Origin of the sequence: Pandoraea capi (assembly GCF_902459735.1) — a bacterium.
Taxonomy (GTDB): Bacteria; Pseudomonadota; Gammaproteobacteria; order Burkholderiales; family Burkholderiaceae; genus Pandoraea; species Pandoraea capi.
Genome location: NZ_CABPRV010000007.1, coordinates 45,399 through 61,832 on the forward strand (window position 1 = coordinate 45,399; position 16,434 = coordinate 61,832).

Genomic DNA, 16,434 nt, shown 5'->3' on the forward strand with positions numbered 1-16,434 from the left:
ATGACTGCTGCCCCGAATCGTGTGATGACTCGTGATTCCGTTCGCTTTGCCGATGGGCCGGAGGGCCGTCAGGTGCATGACGGCCCCCTGACGCTTCCCGCCATCGTGCAGCGGCGCATGCCATGGCGCACAGGCGTTGCCGCGCTGATCATCGCCGGTGTGCTGAGCGCCTGTACGACGTCAGCCCCGCCGCCGGCTGGTCCGGCAAAACCGCCCGAGTCGGCGGCTCGCATCGACGGCATGCCCGCAGACTGGACACTCGTCTCGACGGTGATCGTCAGTCGTCACGGCGTTCGTTCCCCGACGCATGCCCATCCCCCGTTAGACAAACTGAGCCCCGATGCGTGGCCCGGCTGGCCGGTGCCCGCGGGCTATCTGACGGCGCGCGGCGGTTCGCTCGCCGAGCGCATGGGACGGTACTACGGCGACTGGCTGCGCGCGCGCCGGGTGCTGCCCGATAACGCGTGTCCGGCGCCGGGCACTGTGTACGGCTGGGCCGATATCGATCAGCGCACGCGCGAGTCGGGCAATGCGTTGTTGCAGGGCATTGCGCCGGGATGCGACATGCGCACCTCGCATCAGGCCGATCTCACGACTTACGATGCCGTGTTCCAGCCGGTGGCGGCGGGCGATTGTCCGCTGGATCCGGGCGCGGCACGCGGCGCCATCGACGCGCGTCTGGCGCCAGACGGCGTGGCGGGCCTCAACAAGCGCTACGCCGCAACGATCGCGCGCGTGGGCGAGGTGCTGGACTACGCGCACAGTCCGGCGTGCGGCGCATCGGGTGACTGCAAGCTGGAGGATGTGCCTACGCGCCTGCGTGTGGAGGGGGACGGCAGCGGTGTGACGCTGCGCGGTGCACTCGGCAGTGCTGCGAAGGCGTCGGAAGTCTTCCTGTTGCAGTACGGCGAGGGGTTGCCGGATAACGCGGTCGCATGGGGACGCATTCGTGACGACAAGGACTGGGCGCTGCTGCTCGAAGCCCACAACGCGCAGCGCGATCTGCTGAACAAGACGCCGTACCTTGCGACGACGAACGGCACGCCGCTATTGGCGACGGTGCTCAATGCGCTCACGCGCGCCGAGACGGCCGGTGCGCCGCCGCCTGCCCCCGTACGCGGACCGACATTGCCTGTCGGCAACCGTGTCTACGTTCTCACGGGTCACGACACGAATATCGCCAACCTCGCCGGCATGCTGAAGCTCGACTGGCGTCTGACCGATCAGCCGGACAATACGCCGCCCGATGGCGCGCTGGTCTTCTCGCTGTGGCGCAATCCAGCGGGCGAGCCTTTCGTCCGTGTGGAGATCGTGTATCAGTCGATGCATCAGTTGCGTCATCTCACGGCGCTTTCACTGGACGAGCCCGCCAAACGCGAAACGCTGTCCATGGCCGATTGCAACGATGGGCCGGATGCGAAGGCGTGCAAGTGGTCGACGTTTGCGCAGCGGGTCAGGACCTCGCTGTCGCCCGCCTGTCTCGAAGGCGTGAAGTAACGCGCGAAGTCAAACCCGTGTAGGAGACCACGTAAGGGGGAGTCAGCGATGCACAAGATGATTCGAATCACGCCCGCCGCTGTCATGTCGTTCGTTGCTATGTTCACGCCGCCCGTATATGCCGACACGACGGTAAGTTCGACCGCCGAATTAGTGAAAAGCGAAAAGGCGATGCAGTATGTGTTTTCCGAGCGGGCGATGCTGGTGATGTACCAGCTCGGCGTTGAGGAGGACAAGAAATTCAATCTGCAAACGGACTGCAAATCGAAGTATCAGGTGAAGCCCGTCGGCGCGGTGCTGCTCAAGCCAGTGACGTTCCCTGACGGCGATCAGAACCCGAGATCGGGTGTTTGGCTCACGCGTTATCAACTGGCCCGCTGTGGAGACGCCAAGACCTACAACGCGGTATTCGTTGCCGATGCCAATGGCGGCAATCCGGCGCCGACGCCGTTCTATCCGGGCAGTCCGCGCGGCGGTCCCGTGCTGGTTCAGGAGGCGGTGATGTCAGCCGTCACGACTGCGCTCGCCAAGTCGGGACAGTCCGGTTGCCGCAAGGTGGAAGCCTTCGACATGAAGGTGACGAAGCCGCCTCACGATGTTGTCGAAGGCGGCAGGACACTCAAGGGCGTCTGGCGTGAGCGTTGGACGTTCCGGGTTTGCGGGCAGATGGTCGACGTCGACATGACCTTTACTCCCGACGCTGACGGCGGCGGAACCTCCTTCAAGAGCGAGTCGGTGAAGCCGACGCAGGGCTAGCGTCGAGCTTGAGCGGGGGGGGCCGAGGTGCCCCCTGTTGGCAACACTTGCGTATCGAATCCACTCAGGCGTAGTGCGCCACCCCATTGCCTAGCGACCAGTTCTCCTTCACGACCTCGACGAGGTTCACGAACACGTCTTCCTTCCGAATGCCGGGGTTCTCGGCCAGCAGCGCGACGATGCGTTGAAACAGCGCCTTCTTCTGTTCCACGGTGCGCGTGTTGTTGGCGGTGATCTGGATGAACACGAGATCGTCGCTTCGACTCACGTCGAGATACGACTTGCCGTATCGGAAGTTGGCGGCGTCGTGCTCGGTCAGCACCATGAACTGATCGTCGTCCGGCACGTTGAACGTCTCGCGCAGGGCGTCGTAGACGCCGTCGAAGATGGCCTGGCGATAAGCCTCCGGCTTGCCGGAGCGCAATGCAATGTTGACGAATGGCATCGTGGGTTCTCCTCCTTGTGGATTCATTTCATCTTAACTATGCTTTTTGCTTATTGATGATTATTTCAAAGATAAGCGTCTGAAATGATTGAGCGCCCTCTCGACCTCGATGCCGTCAAAGCCTTCGTTTGTGTTGCCGAGTTAGGCAGCTTCACGCGTGCCGCTGAGGCCATGCAGACGACGCAAGCCGCCGTCAGTCTGAAGTTAAAGCGACTCGAAGACCGGCTGGGTCTTCGGCTCGTCGAACGCACGCCCCGGTACGTGGAGCTTTCCGCAAACGGGGTGACCTTTCTCGAACATGCCCGCGAGTTGCTCGATGCGCATGATCGCGCGCTCGGCGCGTTTGCGGGCGCCCGGCAGCGGCTGACGATCGGCGTGAGCGATCACGTGGCCGGGCCTGAACTTCCCGCGCTGATCGCGAGAATGAACGCACAGGATCCGGAGTTGATGATCGAAGTGCGGATTGCGTCGTCGGGCGATCTGTTGCAGAGCTTCGACCGGCGTGAATTGGATACGGTGATCGTGCGCCTGCATGCCGGTCGGGGCGACGGCGAAGTGCTTGCCGAAGAAAGCCTCGGCTGGTTCGCCGCGCCTCACTGGCAACACCGCGCGGACGAACCGTTACCGGTGGCCACGCTCGCCGAGCCGTGCGGTGTGCGGGCGATGGCGGCGCGATTGCTCGATGCCGCCTCGATACCGTGGCGCGAGGTCTTCGTCGGTGGCGGCATTCCGTCGGTGGCCGCCGCGGTCATGGCGGGCCTCGGTGTCGCGGCGATGGCGCCCCGGATGTTGCCCTTCGGCGCGCTCGACGTCGGCGCCAAACTCGGACTGCCAGAAATACCCCGGCTGCCCGTGCTGCTGCACACGCGTGTCAAAGCGGGGCGTGAGCACGATGCGTTGATCGCCCTGTCAGCGGCGTTTCGTAGTGTCGTGAGAGGGTAGTCGACTTACATCGACATCGACGTCGGCGCTCGGGACGACACTTAGCACGACGGCATCGTCGACGCGATGCCTTGCCGCATGCTTCCCGGCGCGAGGCGCCAGGTCGTCGCCTCACGACATCTCAATGAATCGCCAGCGCGTTTGCCTGTGCGTTGGCGACGCCTGCCGCCACATTCACACCGATGTTGCCCGCCGCGCCCATCAGGGCGCGATCGCCGAGCGAGGCGTTCATTGCGCCCGTCACCGTCGCCGCATTGCGGATCGTCTGACGGGTATCGACGGAAATGTTCGACGCGGTGGCCAGCACGATCTGATTCGACTGGACGTTGAGAGCGCCCGCAGCAACGTTCACGCCGAAGCTGCCGTGAGCGTCGCGCAGCGCATCGGCGCCGAGCGTGGCCACGGTGCCCGAGCGGGCGTTGAAGACCACGTCGGTGGCGATGGTCTGGCGGGTGGAGAGTTGAACGACGTTGATGTCGTCGGGGGTAGCAGCGAAGGCGGGCGCGCAAACGGCGGCCAGCACCAAAGCACTCAGCAAAGCGAGACGCGGCATGTTGATCTTCCCCAGATCGTCCGTTGGGACGGATATCTGGATAACGGCGCCCGAGGCGCTCGGGTTGAATGATTTTTTCGTGTACCGCGTACGCGTCGGGCAATCATTGTTGTGCCCCTGCGCCGACGTGTGCTGTACCGAAAGCCGCAGTCGTTCCCGTGACCGCTGCGGCGCGCATTCTCGCATGACGGCACGCCGCTGTGCCGTCATGCCTGCACGCCCGAATGCCGCTATCGGGCGTGCTTGACGCGCGAGATCAAGCCGGTTCTCCCGCGCCGTTCGCCAATCCTGCGGAAGGGTTTTTTGACTGCGCTGCGGCCTGCTGCTGCACCGACGCCGATTTCTTGTGGTCGATGAGCAACACGGCAATCACGGCGACGACAGCGGGAATGGCGATCGCCATAAAGTTTTGCTGCAACGGCAGCGACATGCTCACGAGGATACCGATCACGATCGGTGCGAGAATCGCGCCGCTGCGACCCACGCCCGAGGCCCAGCCGATGCCCGTGCCGCGTGCGGCCATCGGGTAGAACTGACCGGCGTAGGCGTACGTCACGATCTGCGTGCCGATGGTCGACGCGCCCGCGAGTCCGACGAGCACGAACAGCACCGGCGTCGGCACCTTCACGCCGAGCAGCGTGATCGACACGGCGGCGAGCGCGTACATGCCCACGAGCACGTACTTGATGTTGAAACGATCCGCGAGCCAGCCGCCGCCGATCGCGCCGAGCATCGCGCCGAAGTTCAGCACGAGCACGAACGTGAGCGCGGAGCCCAGGCTGTAACCGGCACTCGCCATGAGCTTCGCGAGCCACGAGCTGAGCGCATACACCATGAACAGGCACATGAAGAACGCCACCCACAGCATGACCGTGCTGAAACCGCGACCGTCCTGAAACAGGCGCGAGAGCGGGGCAGCCTGTTTGCGATCGGCGCTTGGCAGTGCGAACTGATCCCCCGATTGCGCGACGTAGTCCGGCGTGAGACGGCCGAGCACTTGTCTCAGGGCGTCGAGGCGTCCGGTGCGGATCAGGAACGGCATCGATTCCGGCAACGCGCGCATCGCAAACGGCACGAGCAGCGCAGGCAGACCCGCAGCGAGAAACACCGATTGCCAGCCATACGATTCGATCAGGCCCTTGCCGAGCAGTGCGGCCAGCATGCCGCCCACCGAGTAGCCCGAGAACATCAGCGTGACGAGCGTGCCACGCAGTCGACGCGGCGAGTATTCCGTCATCTGCGCAACGACGATGGGCATCACGCCGCCGATGCCGACACCGGCGAGAAAGCGCGTAACCGAGAAGCTGATGGGCTCGTGTGTGAGGCCGGCGGCCGCAGTGAAGAGCGAGAACATCAGCACACAGATAGCGATGGCTTTGCGACGGCCGATGCTGTCGGCCACCATGCCCATCACGATGGCGCCGAACATCATGCCGAAGAGCGCCGCGCTGACCATGAAGCCGGCGCTGGTCGCGTCGACGTTCATCGCTTTCATGATCGACGGCAGCGCAATGCCCGCGACCGCGAGGTCGTAGCCGTCGAAGATGATGATGAGGGCGCACCAGAGCAGGATGCGTCCGTGATAGCCGTTGAAGCGCGCTTCGTCGGCCAGATGGTGTACGTCGATGTGTCGCATGCGGGTGTCTCCATAACGAATCCGCCCTCCGTCGAAACGCGGAGGGTTCTTTGGAATCTTTTTATGACCGACGCAAGCGGCACCGAGGCCGAGCCCCTTCGACGACGGATGACCGGCGTCGATGAAGCAAACCACCTCTATGCACAACGGGGGTGGCTATTCATGCAATATTGTGCATGTAGTAAACGCGAAATGCCCATCGACTGCAAGGCAAATTTGCAGTGGCTAGGGTTTTACATGAGAAGACTAGATTCGTAAGTGCCTGTTTAATTGAGGCGGATGACAGTCTTCGGGGGAGGGAAAGTGCGGCGACAGAACGTCGCCGCACCGCAGGACTTAATGCAACTTATTGCTTGGCTACCGAGAACGGCGGGAGCTGATAGCTCCAGGTCTCGCTGATCGGCTTGCCGCCGGAGACGAGTGCCGCACGCAGTTCCACGACCTTGGCCGGGTCCTTGACCATGACGCGCAGGTTCAGGCGCATGCCATGCGTGACCGGATTCGGTTGCAGCGTCTGCTCGATGATGGTGGCGTTGTCGCTCACGCTGACTTGCGGCGTGACCGAACCGGCGGGCAGCGTGGCGAGCGGGCCGCCGTCGAAGTCCACGATCAGGCCGGTGCTGCCGTCGAAGTGACGAATCAGGTTGGCCTGCGTGATTTCACCGGCGGTGCGAAGCGTTTGCTTCACCCAGGCGAGATTGCGATCGATGATGCCGCGCTCGTTCATCGTCCAGCGGATCGTGTAATCGGCCTGCAACGGCTGGCCCTTGGGCGGGAGTTGATCAGGCGTCCAGAACGCGCCGATGTTGTCGTTGGTCTCGTCCGGCGACGGAATCTCGACCAGTTCGACATGCCCCTTGCCCCAGTCGCCTTGCGGCTCGACCCATGCGCTCGGGCGCAGATCGTAGCGATCCTTCAGGTCTTCGTACTGCGAGAAATCGCGTCCGCGCTGAAGCAGGCCGAAGCCGCGCGGATTCGTCACCTGGAACTGGCTGATCGCGAGGTTGCGCGGATTGTTCAGCGGACGCCAGATCCACTCGCCATTGCCCGCGTGAATCGCCAGACCGTTCGAGTCGTGCAATGCGGGACGGAAGTTGTACGGATCGCGCTGCTGATTCGGCCCGAACAGGAACATGCTGGTGAGTGGCGCAATGCCGAGCTTCGTCACCTTGTCGCGCATGAACACGCGCGCCTGCACCTTCAGTACCGAATCGTCTCCTGGTGTGAGATCGAAGCGGTACGCACCGGTCGCGCGCTTCGAGTCGAGCAGGGCATAGAACACGAGATGCTTGTCGCCCGCGTTCGGACGCTCGATCCAGAACTCGCGAAACGCCGGGAATTCTTCAGCGATGGGCAGGCCCGTATCGATGGCGAGTCCGCGTGCGGAGAGGCCGTAGATCTGGCCCTTGCCGATGACGCGGAAATAACTCGCGCCGAGCACGCTCATGATCTCGTCGAGCTTGCCCGGTTCGTTGATCGGGTACAGCACGCGAAAGCCCGCGTAACCCAGGTTATGCGTGGCGCTGCGGTCGAGCTTGAGGTCGCCGAAGTCGAAGCGGTTGCTGTCGTACTTGATCTCGTCGATCTTTGCGTTGCTGCCGTTGCCGACGATTTCGTTGATCTTCACCGGCGTGCTGAACTGCATGCCTTGATGATAGAAGCCGAGCTTGAACGCGGTGGGCTGATCGTTCCATTCGAACGCTTCGCGGCGCGGCTGAATCTTGATGTAGTCGCCGAACTGCATCTTCGCGAAGGCGGGCGTGAGGTTGCTTACCGGGGCCGCGTAGGGCTTGTCGGCGAGCGCTTTCGCGCGGGCGGTCACATCGTCGAGGGAGAACGCATGAGCATGCGCGGCACCCAGCAGGGTGGCACCGGCCAGGAGCGTGGGCACGAGCGCGCGTGCGCGTCGTTGCCAGGACATGGCGGGGGAAAACGAAACCACGAATCTCTCCAGTTGTTAGGGCGTGACGGCACAGCATACCGTGCGTGCCGTTCTGCCTGGCTTGGGCGGGCGAAAACCGCAGTTGTGTTCGCAGTTGCGTTCGCTGTTGCGTTGGTACGTAACGGTTTTCGTCGAAAATGAAGCGAAATCTCTCAGAAAATACCAATTGTGGCAAAGTATCGCACTTCGCGTTATGCATCCCGACAGGTATCGATTTCGTTTTTGATTTCGATGTGCTGCGTCGCATAACTCCAGTTGATACGGCGGGGACGAGGTTCGATGCAGCGGCAGATGACGCCCGACATCGCGAATCACGGCCCGTCGCGCCACATTGGATCGCCATCAGATGAGAATGTTCTCCGCACTGGCCCTCGCGGCCAGTCTCGCCGCAGGTACCGCCGTCGTCATGCAGGCACCGGCCTTTGCCAGCACCGCTCAAGCCTCCGACAACGGTAAGCAGGGCGACGTTCCCGTCGCCATGCCGTCGGCCGCCGCCAAGCAGCGTTTCGTCGACGATCTCATCGCGCGCATGACGCTCGAAGAGAAGATCGGCCAGTTGCGCCTGATCAGCATCGGCTCGGAAATGCCGCAGCCGCAGCTCATCAAGGAAATCGCCGCCGGTCGCGTGGGCGGCACGTTCAACTCGGTCACGCGCAGCGAGAACCGTCCGTTGCAGGACGCGGCCGTCAAGCAAAGCCGTCTGAAGATTCCGATGTTCTTCGCGTACGACATCGTGCACGGGCATCGCACGGTGTTCCCGATCAGCCTCGGTCTCGCGTCGAGCTGGAATATGGATGTCGTGAAGCGCGCGGCGCGCGTGTCCGCCGTGGAAGCCGGCGCCGACGGCGTGGACGCCACGTTTGCGCCGATGGTCGACATCTCGCGCGATCCGCGCTGGGGACGCACCTCCGAAGGTTTCGGCGAAGATCCCTATCTGGTGTCGCAAAGCGCTCGCGCGAGTGTCGAGGGGTTTCAGGGCTCGTCGCCCGCCAATCCGGACAGCCTGATGGCGTTCGTGAAGCACTTCGCGTTGTACGGCGCCGTGGAGGGCGGGCGCGATTACAACGTCGTCGACATGAGCCCGATGCGCATGTATCAGGACTATCTGCCGCCGTATCGCGCGGGCATCGACGCGGGCGCGGGCGGCGTGATGATTGCGCTGAACTCGATCAACGGCACGCCCGCCACGTCGAACAAATGGCTGCTGCGCGACGTGTTGCGCGGCGAGTGGGGTTTCAAGGGCGTGACGGTGAGCGATCACGGCGCCATTGAAGAGCTGATGCGCCACGGTGTCGCCAGGGACGGCCGCGAAGCCGCCAAACTCGCGATCGAGGCCGGCGTGGACATGAGCATGGCCGATCAGCAGTACCTCAAGCAGTTGCCCGATCTCGTGAAGTCGGGCGACGTGCCGGTGAGCGTGATCGACGGCGCCGTGCGCGAGGTGCTCGGTGCGAAGTACGACATGGGGCTGTTCGCCGATCCCTATCGTCGCATCGGCAACGCCGCGCAGGATCCAAAGGACGTGAATGCGGAAGACCGTCTGCATCGCGACGCCGCGCGCGACATCGCGCGTCGCTCGCTCGTCCTGCTGGAGAACCGGCACGACACGCTGCCGCTACGCAAGACAGGCAAGGTGGCGGTGATCGGTCCGCTCGCCGATTCGAAGCTGGACATGCTCGGTAGCTGGTCGGCGGCGGGTAAGCCCGCGCAGGCGGTCTCGCTGCTGCAAGGCGTGCGCGACGCCCTGGGCACGAACGCTCACGTGACATACGCACGCGGCGCGAACATCACCGACGACCCGCGTGTGGTCGAGTACCTCAACTTCCTCGACTGGGACAACCCGGAAGTCGTGCAGGACAAGCGCACGCCGCAGCAGATGATCGACGAAGCGGTGCAGGTCGCCCGCAATGCCGACACGCTGGTCGTGGCCGTGGGCGAGTCGCGCGGCATGTCGCATGAGGCATCGAGCCGTACTAGCCTGATGCTGCCGGGCAGTCAACTAGCGCTGTTGCAGGCGCTGGGAGCGACGGGCAAGCCGCTGGTCGTCGTGCTGATGAACGGTCGTCCGCTCGATCTGAACTGGGCGAAGGCGAACGCCGACGCCATGCTCGAAACCTGGTACGCCGGCACCGAAGGCGGCCATGCGATTGCGGATGTGCTGTTCGGCGATTACAACCCGTCGGGCAAGCTGCCGATCTCGTTCCCGCGCTCCATCGGCCAGATCCCGACGTACTACAACCAGTTGCGCATCGGCCGTCCGTTCACACCGGGCAAGCCGGCGAACTACACGTCCCAATACTTCGAGGAAGACTCCGGCCCGTTGTATGCCTTCGGCTACGGCCTGAGCTACACGACGTTCGATGTCTCGAAGGTCAAACTCTCGGCGAAGACGCTCGCGAGCGGCGGCAAGCTCGATGCGAGCGTGACCGTGCGTAACACGGGCAAGCGCGAAGGCGAGACCGTCGTGCAGTTGTACTTGCAGGATGTCGCGGCGTCGATCGTGCGGCCGATCAAGGAGTTGAAGGGCTTTCAGAACGTGAGCCTGAAGCCGGGCGAAGCGCGCACCGTGCATTTCGCCATCGACGAAAGCCTGCTGAAGTTCTACAACGCGAAGCTGCAATACGTGGCCGAGCCGGGTGACTTCAATGTCCAGATCGGGCTTGACTCGCAGCAGGTCGAGCAGGCGACGTTCACGCTTCAGTAAGGTTTCAATAAGGTTTCGGCAACGTCGCGCGTTGCCGACTTCACCGGACCTCACGCCTGCGTCTGGAACTCTCCCGCGAGGAATTCCACGCAGGCGCGCACTTTGGCCGACGACGCCACGCGCGACGGATACACCGCCCACACGTTGGCCGGTTGCGTGACGTCCGGCAGCACCTGCACCAGATCCCCGCGCGCGATCAGCGCCCCTACATCCCACATCGAACGCAACACGATGCCCTGACCGTCGAGCGCCCACTGCACGGCGACCTCGCCGTGGTTCGTCGAGAGCGGCCCGGTCACCTTGAGCGAGACGGATTCGCCGCGCTGCTGCAACCGCCACATGCCGAACGGGTGATCGCGTTCCTTGATGACGATGCAGGCATGCCCGGCCAGATCGCTCAACTGACGCGGTGTGCCGTGCGTCTCCAGATACGCGGCGGACGCGCATAGCACGCGGTGGTTGTCCGCCAGTTTGCGCGCGATCAGGTGCGGGGCGATCTCGTCGCCGATGCGCACGTCGAGATCGTAGCCTTCTGCGGCCACGTCGACGATCCGGTCGAACAGATCCAGTCGCACATTGAGTTGCGGATGCAGCGCGCGCAAGCGCGACATGGCGGGCGCCACCACGTGCCGCCCGAACCCGAAGCTGCTCGACACCCGCAGCGTGCCGCGCGGCACCTGACGCGTGCTCGATACGTCTTCCATCAGGTGATTCACGTCGTCGAGAATCTTCTCGGCCCACGCGTAGACACGCTCGCCTGCGTCGGTGATCGCCACGCGCCGGGTCGAGCGATGCAGCAGCCGCGTGCCGAGATCGGCCTCCAGCACGCCCACGCGCTTGCTGACATAGGCGGGCGAGACCCCCAGCGCCTCGGCGGCGGCGGAGAAGCTGGCGCGGCGCGCGACCTGGCAGAACACACGGAGGTCGTCGAGATTGGGATTGACGGGCAGGGGTTTATTCACGATTTGTGGATAGTGGATTAACCGATTGAGGGATTTTATCCGCCTTGGAATGGAATAATCTAGCGGCATCCATCAAACGTCCAGGAGACAAGACCATGACCGAAACGTCCCAACGCGCCCAGCGTCCGTTCAAGATCGCCGTGATCCCGGGCGACGGCATCGGCAAGGAAGTGATGCCGGAAGGCCTGCGCGTGCTCGACGCGGCCAGCAAGCGCTTCGGTATCCCCGTCGAGTACCAGCACATCGAGTGGGCGAGCTGCGATTACTACGTCGAGCATGGTCAGATGATGCCGGACGACTGGAAGCAGCAACTCGACGGCGTGGACGCGATTCTCTTCGGCGCGGTCGGCTGGCCCGAGACGGTGCCCGATCACATCTCGCTGTGGGGCTCGTTGCTGAAGTTCCGTCGCGAGTTCGATCAGTACATCAATCTGCGTCCCGCGCGGCTGTTCGACGGCGTGCCGTCACCGCTGGCGAATCGCAAGGCGGGCGACATCGATTTCATGATCGTGCGCGAGAACACCGAAGGCGAGTACTCGTCGGTCGGCGGGGTGATGTTCGAAGGCACGGAGCGTGAGTTTGTCGTGCAGGAGTCGGTGTTCACGCGTCACGGCACGGAGCGCGTGCTGAAGTTCGCATTCGATCTCGCACAGCAGCGTGAGCGCAAGCACGTGACCGTCGCGACCAAGAGCAACGGCATCTCGATCTCCATGCCGTGGTGGGACAAGCGTGCCGCCGAGACGGCCGCGAAGTATCCCGACATCACGTGGGACAAGCAGCACATCGACATTCTTTGCGCGCGCTTCGTACTCAATCCGGATCGTTTCGATGTGGTCGTCGCGTCGAATCTGTTCGGCGACATCCTGTCGGACCTCGGCCCGGCGTGTACCGGCACCATCGGCATTGCGCCGTCGGGCAACCTGAACCCGGAAGGCAAGTTCCCGTCGCTGTTCGAACCGGTGCACGGCTCGGCGCCGGACATTGCGGGCAAGAACATTGCCAACCCGATCGGCATGATCTGGACCGCCGCGATGATGCTCGACTTCATCGGTCGCGGCGATCAACGCACGCGCGACGCGCACGATGCAATCCTCGCGGCCATCACACAGGTGATCAAGGACGGTCCGCGCACCGGCGACATGGGCGGGCGCGCGAACACGACCGAAGTCGGTCAGGCGATTGCGGCCGTCGTATCGGCCGGCTGATGGGCTGGCTGATTGGCTGAGTGATCGGCTGAGGGATCGATCGGCTGATCGAGTGAGGCCGGCATCGTGACGCCCGCCGCCGACGCAACGTCGCGCGGCGGGAAGTGACGGTTGGGCACCGCCGGCACACCGAGGTTCTCGCGGAACGTGCGGCCTTCGTACTGCGTGCGGAACAGGCCGCGACGCTGCAATTCCGGCACCACGAGATCGACGAAGGACGTAATCCCCACGGGCGCGCTCGGAAACATGATGTTGAAGCCGTCGGCCGCGCCCGTCTCGAACCAGTGCTGGAACTCGTCCGCAATCGATTGCGGCGTGCCAACCAGCACCCGGTGCCCACCTCCGGTAAAGCGCGTGTAAAGCTGACGCACCGTCGGCTGCTCGCGTCGTATCCAGTCCACCAGCAGCTTCTGACGGCTCTTGTGCGAGTTCGTCTCCGGCACCGTGTCGGGGAGCGGCACTTTCGCATCGAAGGGCAGGCTGGCGAGATCGATGCCGAGGCTCGCGTAGTTCGTGAGCGCGTTCAGCACGACCGCCGGATCGCGATGCGAGAGCAGGCTGTCGTAGAGGTCTTCCGCTTCCCCTTGCGTGCGTCCCACGATGGGCGAGACGCCCGGCAGAATGAAGATGTGTTCCGGCCGGCGGCCGTACTTCAGCGCACGCGTCTTCACATCGGCATAGAAGGCGCGCGCATCTTCGATGTCCTGTGCGGCCGTGTAAAGCAGTTCACCTGCGCGTGCGGCCAGTTCACGTCCCGCTTCGCTCGACCCGGCCTGTGCGATCACCGGCCAGCCCTGCACCGGGCGCGGCGCGCTGAGGGGCCCGCGCACACGGAAGTGCTTGCCGCGATGATCCAGTGTGCGAATCCGTGACGGGTCTGCCCATTGACCGGTCGCCTTGTCGCGCGGGAAGGCGTCGGCGGCATGGCTGTCCCACAGACCCGTGACCACGTCGTAAAACTCGTTCGCACGCTCGTAGCGCACCGCATGATCGACGTGATCGTCGCGATTGAAGTTCTCGCCGCCGCCCGTGGACGTCACCAGATTCCAGCCGGCTCGACCGCCCGACAGATGGTCGAGCGACGCGAAGGCGCGCGCCACGTTGTAAGGCTCGCTGTAGGTCGTACTCACGGAGGCGACAAGGCCGATGTGCTTCGTCGCACCGGCCAGTCCGGCGAGCAGTACGACGGGGTCCCAGCGTGGTGCGCCGGGGCTGTGGGCGAGCGCGATCGGGTCCGTCGATACGAAGAGGTTGTCGAAGAAAAACAGCGCGTCGAAGTAACCGCGTTCGAGTTCCTGGGCGTAATGACGATAGCGTGCGAATTGCGAATAGGCGTCGGTGTCGGTATCGGGGTGACGCCAGCTATCGCCCTGCACGCCGGAACCCGACATGTAGGCGCCCAGCCGGAGTTTGCGGGCAGGTTGGCTCATGAGCTTGCTCTCGTTCGATTTCGGTAGACGGTCACGATAAGTGAGCCGGGCGCCAGACCACAAACAACGAAAGTCCATAAGCAAACCCGCATAAGCAAACCTGCGCGCGACGCGCTATGGATCGCATCAATCGATGGTTGGGGATGCGCGATCGCGTGCCTAGACTGGCGCATCCTCCACTGTTCCGGCCGCGTTTCCCGCGTGGCGATAACACATGACGACATCTGCCTTTCATGCCGCCGAGCCGGTGAACCCGGTGCTGGACGCGTTTATCGCCGCGTCCGCCATTGCCTTTGGGCTCTATGTGTCGCCGCCGTCGCGGGCTGCGATGGTACGCGCGACCCTCGCACGCTCTGCGAAGCGCGACCTGCGTGCGCGGGCGCGTAATGCCTGGCCGCTTTGGCGCACGCGGTTGCGTCGCGCTACGGCAGCGGCGCTGAGCGTCGCCGCCATTCTGCCGTTTGCCGGCAAGGCGGCGGACAAGCCGGTGCTCGTCGTGGGCGATCAGGCGTACAACGCACAGAGTCTCTTCGAAGCGTCCGGCGCGTTGCAGGACGCGCCCTATACCGTCTCATGGAAGCAGTTCCCCGCAGGCACGCCGGTGATCGAAGCGGTGAACGCCGGTGCGCTCGACATCGGCCTGCAAGGTGACGGACCGGTGCTGTTCCTCGCCGCGCAGGGCGCGTCGGTCAAGGTCATCGGGATCTATCGCGACAGTCCCGACAGTGTGGTGCTGCTCGCCGGTCCGCACACGCAAATCAGGACGGTGGCCGATCTGAAGGGCAAGACGGTCGCCATTACGCGCGGCGGCTGGTCGCAGCAACTGGTGCAGGCGGCGCTGACGTCCGCAGGCTTGCCGCTCGATGCCGTGAAGTACTCGTACCTCGCCTCGGTCGACTCGGCGGCGGCGTTGCAGGCGGGCAAGGTGGATGCGACGGCGACGTGGGAGCCGTACGTCACGCGCTTGCGTCAGGCGGGCGCGCGTACGGTGGTGACCGCACGCGGGCTGATCGCGGCGCAGAGCTATCTGTCGACGACGCAGAAGGTCATCGACACCAAGCGCGAGTTACTGGGGGATTTCGTGCAGCGCTATCAACGCGCGCGTGAATGGTCGCTGGCGGACCCGCGTCATATCGAGCGTTATGCCGACGTGTGGGCGGGTAAGTCGCGCGTCGATCCGAAGCTCGCGCATCAATGGTTCAGCACGTCGCGCATTCGCTACGAACCGCTCACAGATGCTGCGATTGCCGAAGCGCAGAAGAGTGTCGACGACTTCGTGAAGACCGGCACGCTCACCAAGGGCTTTGACGTGCGCGGTCTGTTCGATACGTCGTTCAACAAGTTCACGCAGGCTGCGCACTGACGCGCGGCACACGCTGCACGCGCTCGCTGCCGAAGGCCCGCGGGCGCGGTGCATCGACCCGTTCGCGCAGCAGCGCCACGGCGCGTTGCGCGCGCGCCGAGAGCGGCCACTCTGCGCGGTGAATCAACCACAGCGTGTCGACCACGGGCGGGCCGCAATCCACAACGCGAATGGCATCCTGCGAGGCGAAGGCCTGTCGCGCGTACTGCGGAATGACGGTGAAGCCGAGACCGCGTGCGACATATTCGAGAATCAGACTGATCTGGTTCGTACAACCCTTGCACGGCAGGCTTTGCACGCCCGGATTGCCGGGGAAGCGACGGCTCAGCAAGCGCGTGGACATCGCCTCGCCGTCGGGGTGCTCGATGAAGCCGATACGCTTGAGGTCGTCCCACGTATGCACGTCTTCCCCCGCCGGCACCACGAGTTCGAGCGGTTCCTGCGTGAACGGCGTGGCCGTGAGCCGGGGATCGTCGGGGCGCAGCGTCACCAGTCCCAGTTCGAAGTGATTCTGTAGCACGCCCTCCAGCACTTCCCGGTCGGGCGCGAAACGGTGCCGCACCGCCATGGCCGGATTCGCCTGCTGCATGTCGAGCAGGATCGGGCACAGATACAACCCGATGCTGCCCGGCGTAATGAGCGTGATGTTGCCGCACTCCTCGTTGGCGTCCTCCAGACTGGAGCGCAGATGCCGCGCCGCGCACTCCACCTGCTCGCAGTAGACGAGTAACGCCTGCCCGGCTGGCGTGAGTTCGATCGCGCGCGGGCGACGCACCAGCAACGCCCCGAATTCCTCTTCCAGATGCTTGATGTGCTGACTCACGGCGGCCTGCGTGAGGCTCAGATGATCGGCCGTGCGCGTGAAGTTACCCAGCTCGGCGAGCGTGGCGAAGGATTTGAGCCACTGAGGATTTACCATAATGAAGTGTTATCGAATCGATAATTTGCAGATAGTTTCCATTATAGCGATGTGCGTCTACCATTGCTCACGTCGACCTT

The 16,434-nt window shown here is 64.0% G+C and carries 13 protein-coding genes; 6 read left to right on the forward strand and 7 right to left on the reverse strand.

Features of this window, described 5'->3' with window-relative positions; all coding sequences use genetic code 11:
• The first annotated feature begins 24 nt into the window (after positions 1-24).
• Both PCA20602_RS15150 and PCA20602_RS15155 read left to right on the forward strand, forming a co-directional pair.
• Complete coding sequence (locus PCA20602_RS15150; protein WP_150721944.1) at positions 25-1,497, forward strand: histidine-type phosphatase; 1,473 nt, start codon at positions 25-27, stop codon at positions 1,495-1,497.
• Positions 1,498-1,545: 48 nt separating this feature from the next.
• Complete coding sequence (locus tag PCA20602_RS15155) at positions 1,546-2,253, forward strand: hypothetical protein (RefSeq protein WP_150721945.1); 708 nt, start codon at positions 1,546-1,548, stop codon at positions 2,251-2,253.
• A gap of 64 nt (positions 2,254-2,317) precedes the next feature.
• Here the strand turns inward: PCA20602_RS15155 and PCA20602_RS15160 are convergent, their stop codons facing one another.
• Positions 2,318-2,698: a tautomerase family protein gene (locus PCA20602_RS15160; protein WP_150721946.1), complete on the reverse strand. Its 381-nt coding sequence runs from the start codon at positions 2,696-2,698 to the stop codon at positions 2,318-2,320.
• 84 nt (positions 2,699-2,782) lie between these two features.
• On the opposite strand from PCA20602_RS15160, the gene PCA20602_RS15165 reads away from it, so the two are divergent.
• On the forward strand, positions 2,783-3,640 hold the full coding sequence (locus PCA20602_RS15165; protein ID WP_150721947.1) for a LysR family transcriptional regulator: 858 nt from the start codon (positions 2,783-2,785) through the stop codon (positions 3,638-3,640).
• Positions 3,641-3,761: 121 nt separating this feature from the next.
• Here the strand turns inward: PCA20602_RS15165 and PCA20602_RS15170 are convergent, their stop codons facing one another.
• From PCA20602_RS15170 to PCA20602_RS15180, 3 genes are all read right to left on the reverse strand, one after another.
• Positions 3,762-4,193: a hypothetical protein gene (locus PCA20602_RS15170; RefSeq protein WP_150721948.1), complete on the reverse strand. Its 432-nt coding sequence runs from the start codon at positions 4,191-4,193 to the stop codon at positions 3,762-3,764.
• Between the two features lie 256 nt (positions 4,194-4,449).
• Positions 4,450-5,829 (reverse strand): MFS transporter, encoded by a 1,380-nt coding sequence (locus PCA20602_RS15175; protein WP_150721949.1) that lies wholly within the window; start codon positions 5,827-5,829, stop codon positions 4,450-4,452.
• A gap of 346 nt (positions 5,830-6,175) precedes the next feature.
• Positions 6,176-7,750 (reverse strand): glucan biosynthesis protein G, encoded by a 1,575-nt coding sequence (locus tag PCA20602_RS15180; RefSeq protein ID WP_150722117.1) that lies wholly within the window; start codon positions 7,748-7,750, stop codon positions 6,176-6,178.
• Positions 7,751-8,123: 373 nt separating this feature from the next.
• On the opposite strand from PCA20602_RS15180, the gene bglX reads away from it, so the two are divergent.
• Positions 8,124-10,475 (forward strand): beta-glucosidase BglX, encoded by a 2,352-nt coding sequence (gene bglX, locus PCA20602_RS15185; protein WP_174981206.1) that lies wholly within the window; start codon positions 8,124-8,126, stop codon positions 10,473-10,475.
• Between the two features lie 50 nt (positions 10,476-10,525).
• Here bglX and PCA20602_RS15190 read toward each other — a convergent pair whose 3' ends face one another.
• Positions 10,526-11,425, reverse strand: coding sequence for a LysR family transcriptional regulator (locus PCA20602_RS15190; RefSeq protein WP_150722119.1), 900 nt, complete (start codon positions 11,423-11,425; stop codon positions 10,526-10,528).
• 107 nt (positions 11,426-11,532) lie between these two features.
• On the opposite strand from PCA20602_RS15190, the gene PCA20602_RS15195 reads away from it, so the two are divergent.
• Positions 11,533-12,642, forward strand: a complete 1,110-nt coding sequence (locus PCA20602_RS15195) for a tartrate dehydrogenase (RefSeq protein ID WP_069340150.1) — start codon at positions 11,533-11,535, stop codon at positions 12,640-12,642.
• Here the strand turns inward: PCA20602_RS15195 and PCA20602_RS15200 are convergent.
• Positions 12,609-14,072 carry an LLM class flavin-dependent oxidoreductase gene (locus PCA20602_RS15200; protein WP_150721950.1) on the reverse strand — a complete coding sequence of 488 codons (1,464 nt, stop codon included), beginning with the start codon at positions 14,070-14,072 and terminating at the stop codon, positions 12,609-12,611. The genes PCA20602_RS15195 and PCA20602_RS15200 overlap by 34 nt on opposite strands.
• A 214-nt stretch (positions 14,073-14,286) precedes the next feature.
• Between PCA20602_RS15200 and PCA20602_RS15205 the strand changes: the two genes are divergently transcribed.
• The gene (locus tag PCA20602_RS15205; RefSeq protein ID WP_217432436.1) at positions 14,287-15,435 is read left to right on the forward strand and encodes an ABC transporter substrate-binding protein; all 1,149 of its coding nucleotides are present in this window, start codon (positions 14,287-14,289) and stop codon (positions 15,433-15,435) included.
• Here the strand turns inward: PCA20602_RS15205 and PCA20602_RS15210 are convergent.
• Complete coding sequence (locus PCA20602_RS15210) at positions 15,416-16,354, reverse strand: LysR family transcriptional regulator (protein ID WP_069340148.1); 939 nt, start codon at positions 16,352-16,354, stop codon at positions 15,416-15,418. The genes PCA20602_RS15205 and PCA20602_RS15210 overlap by 20 nt on opposite strands.
• Positions 16,355-16,434: the final 80 nt, after the last annotated feature.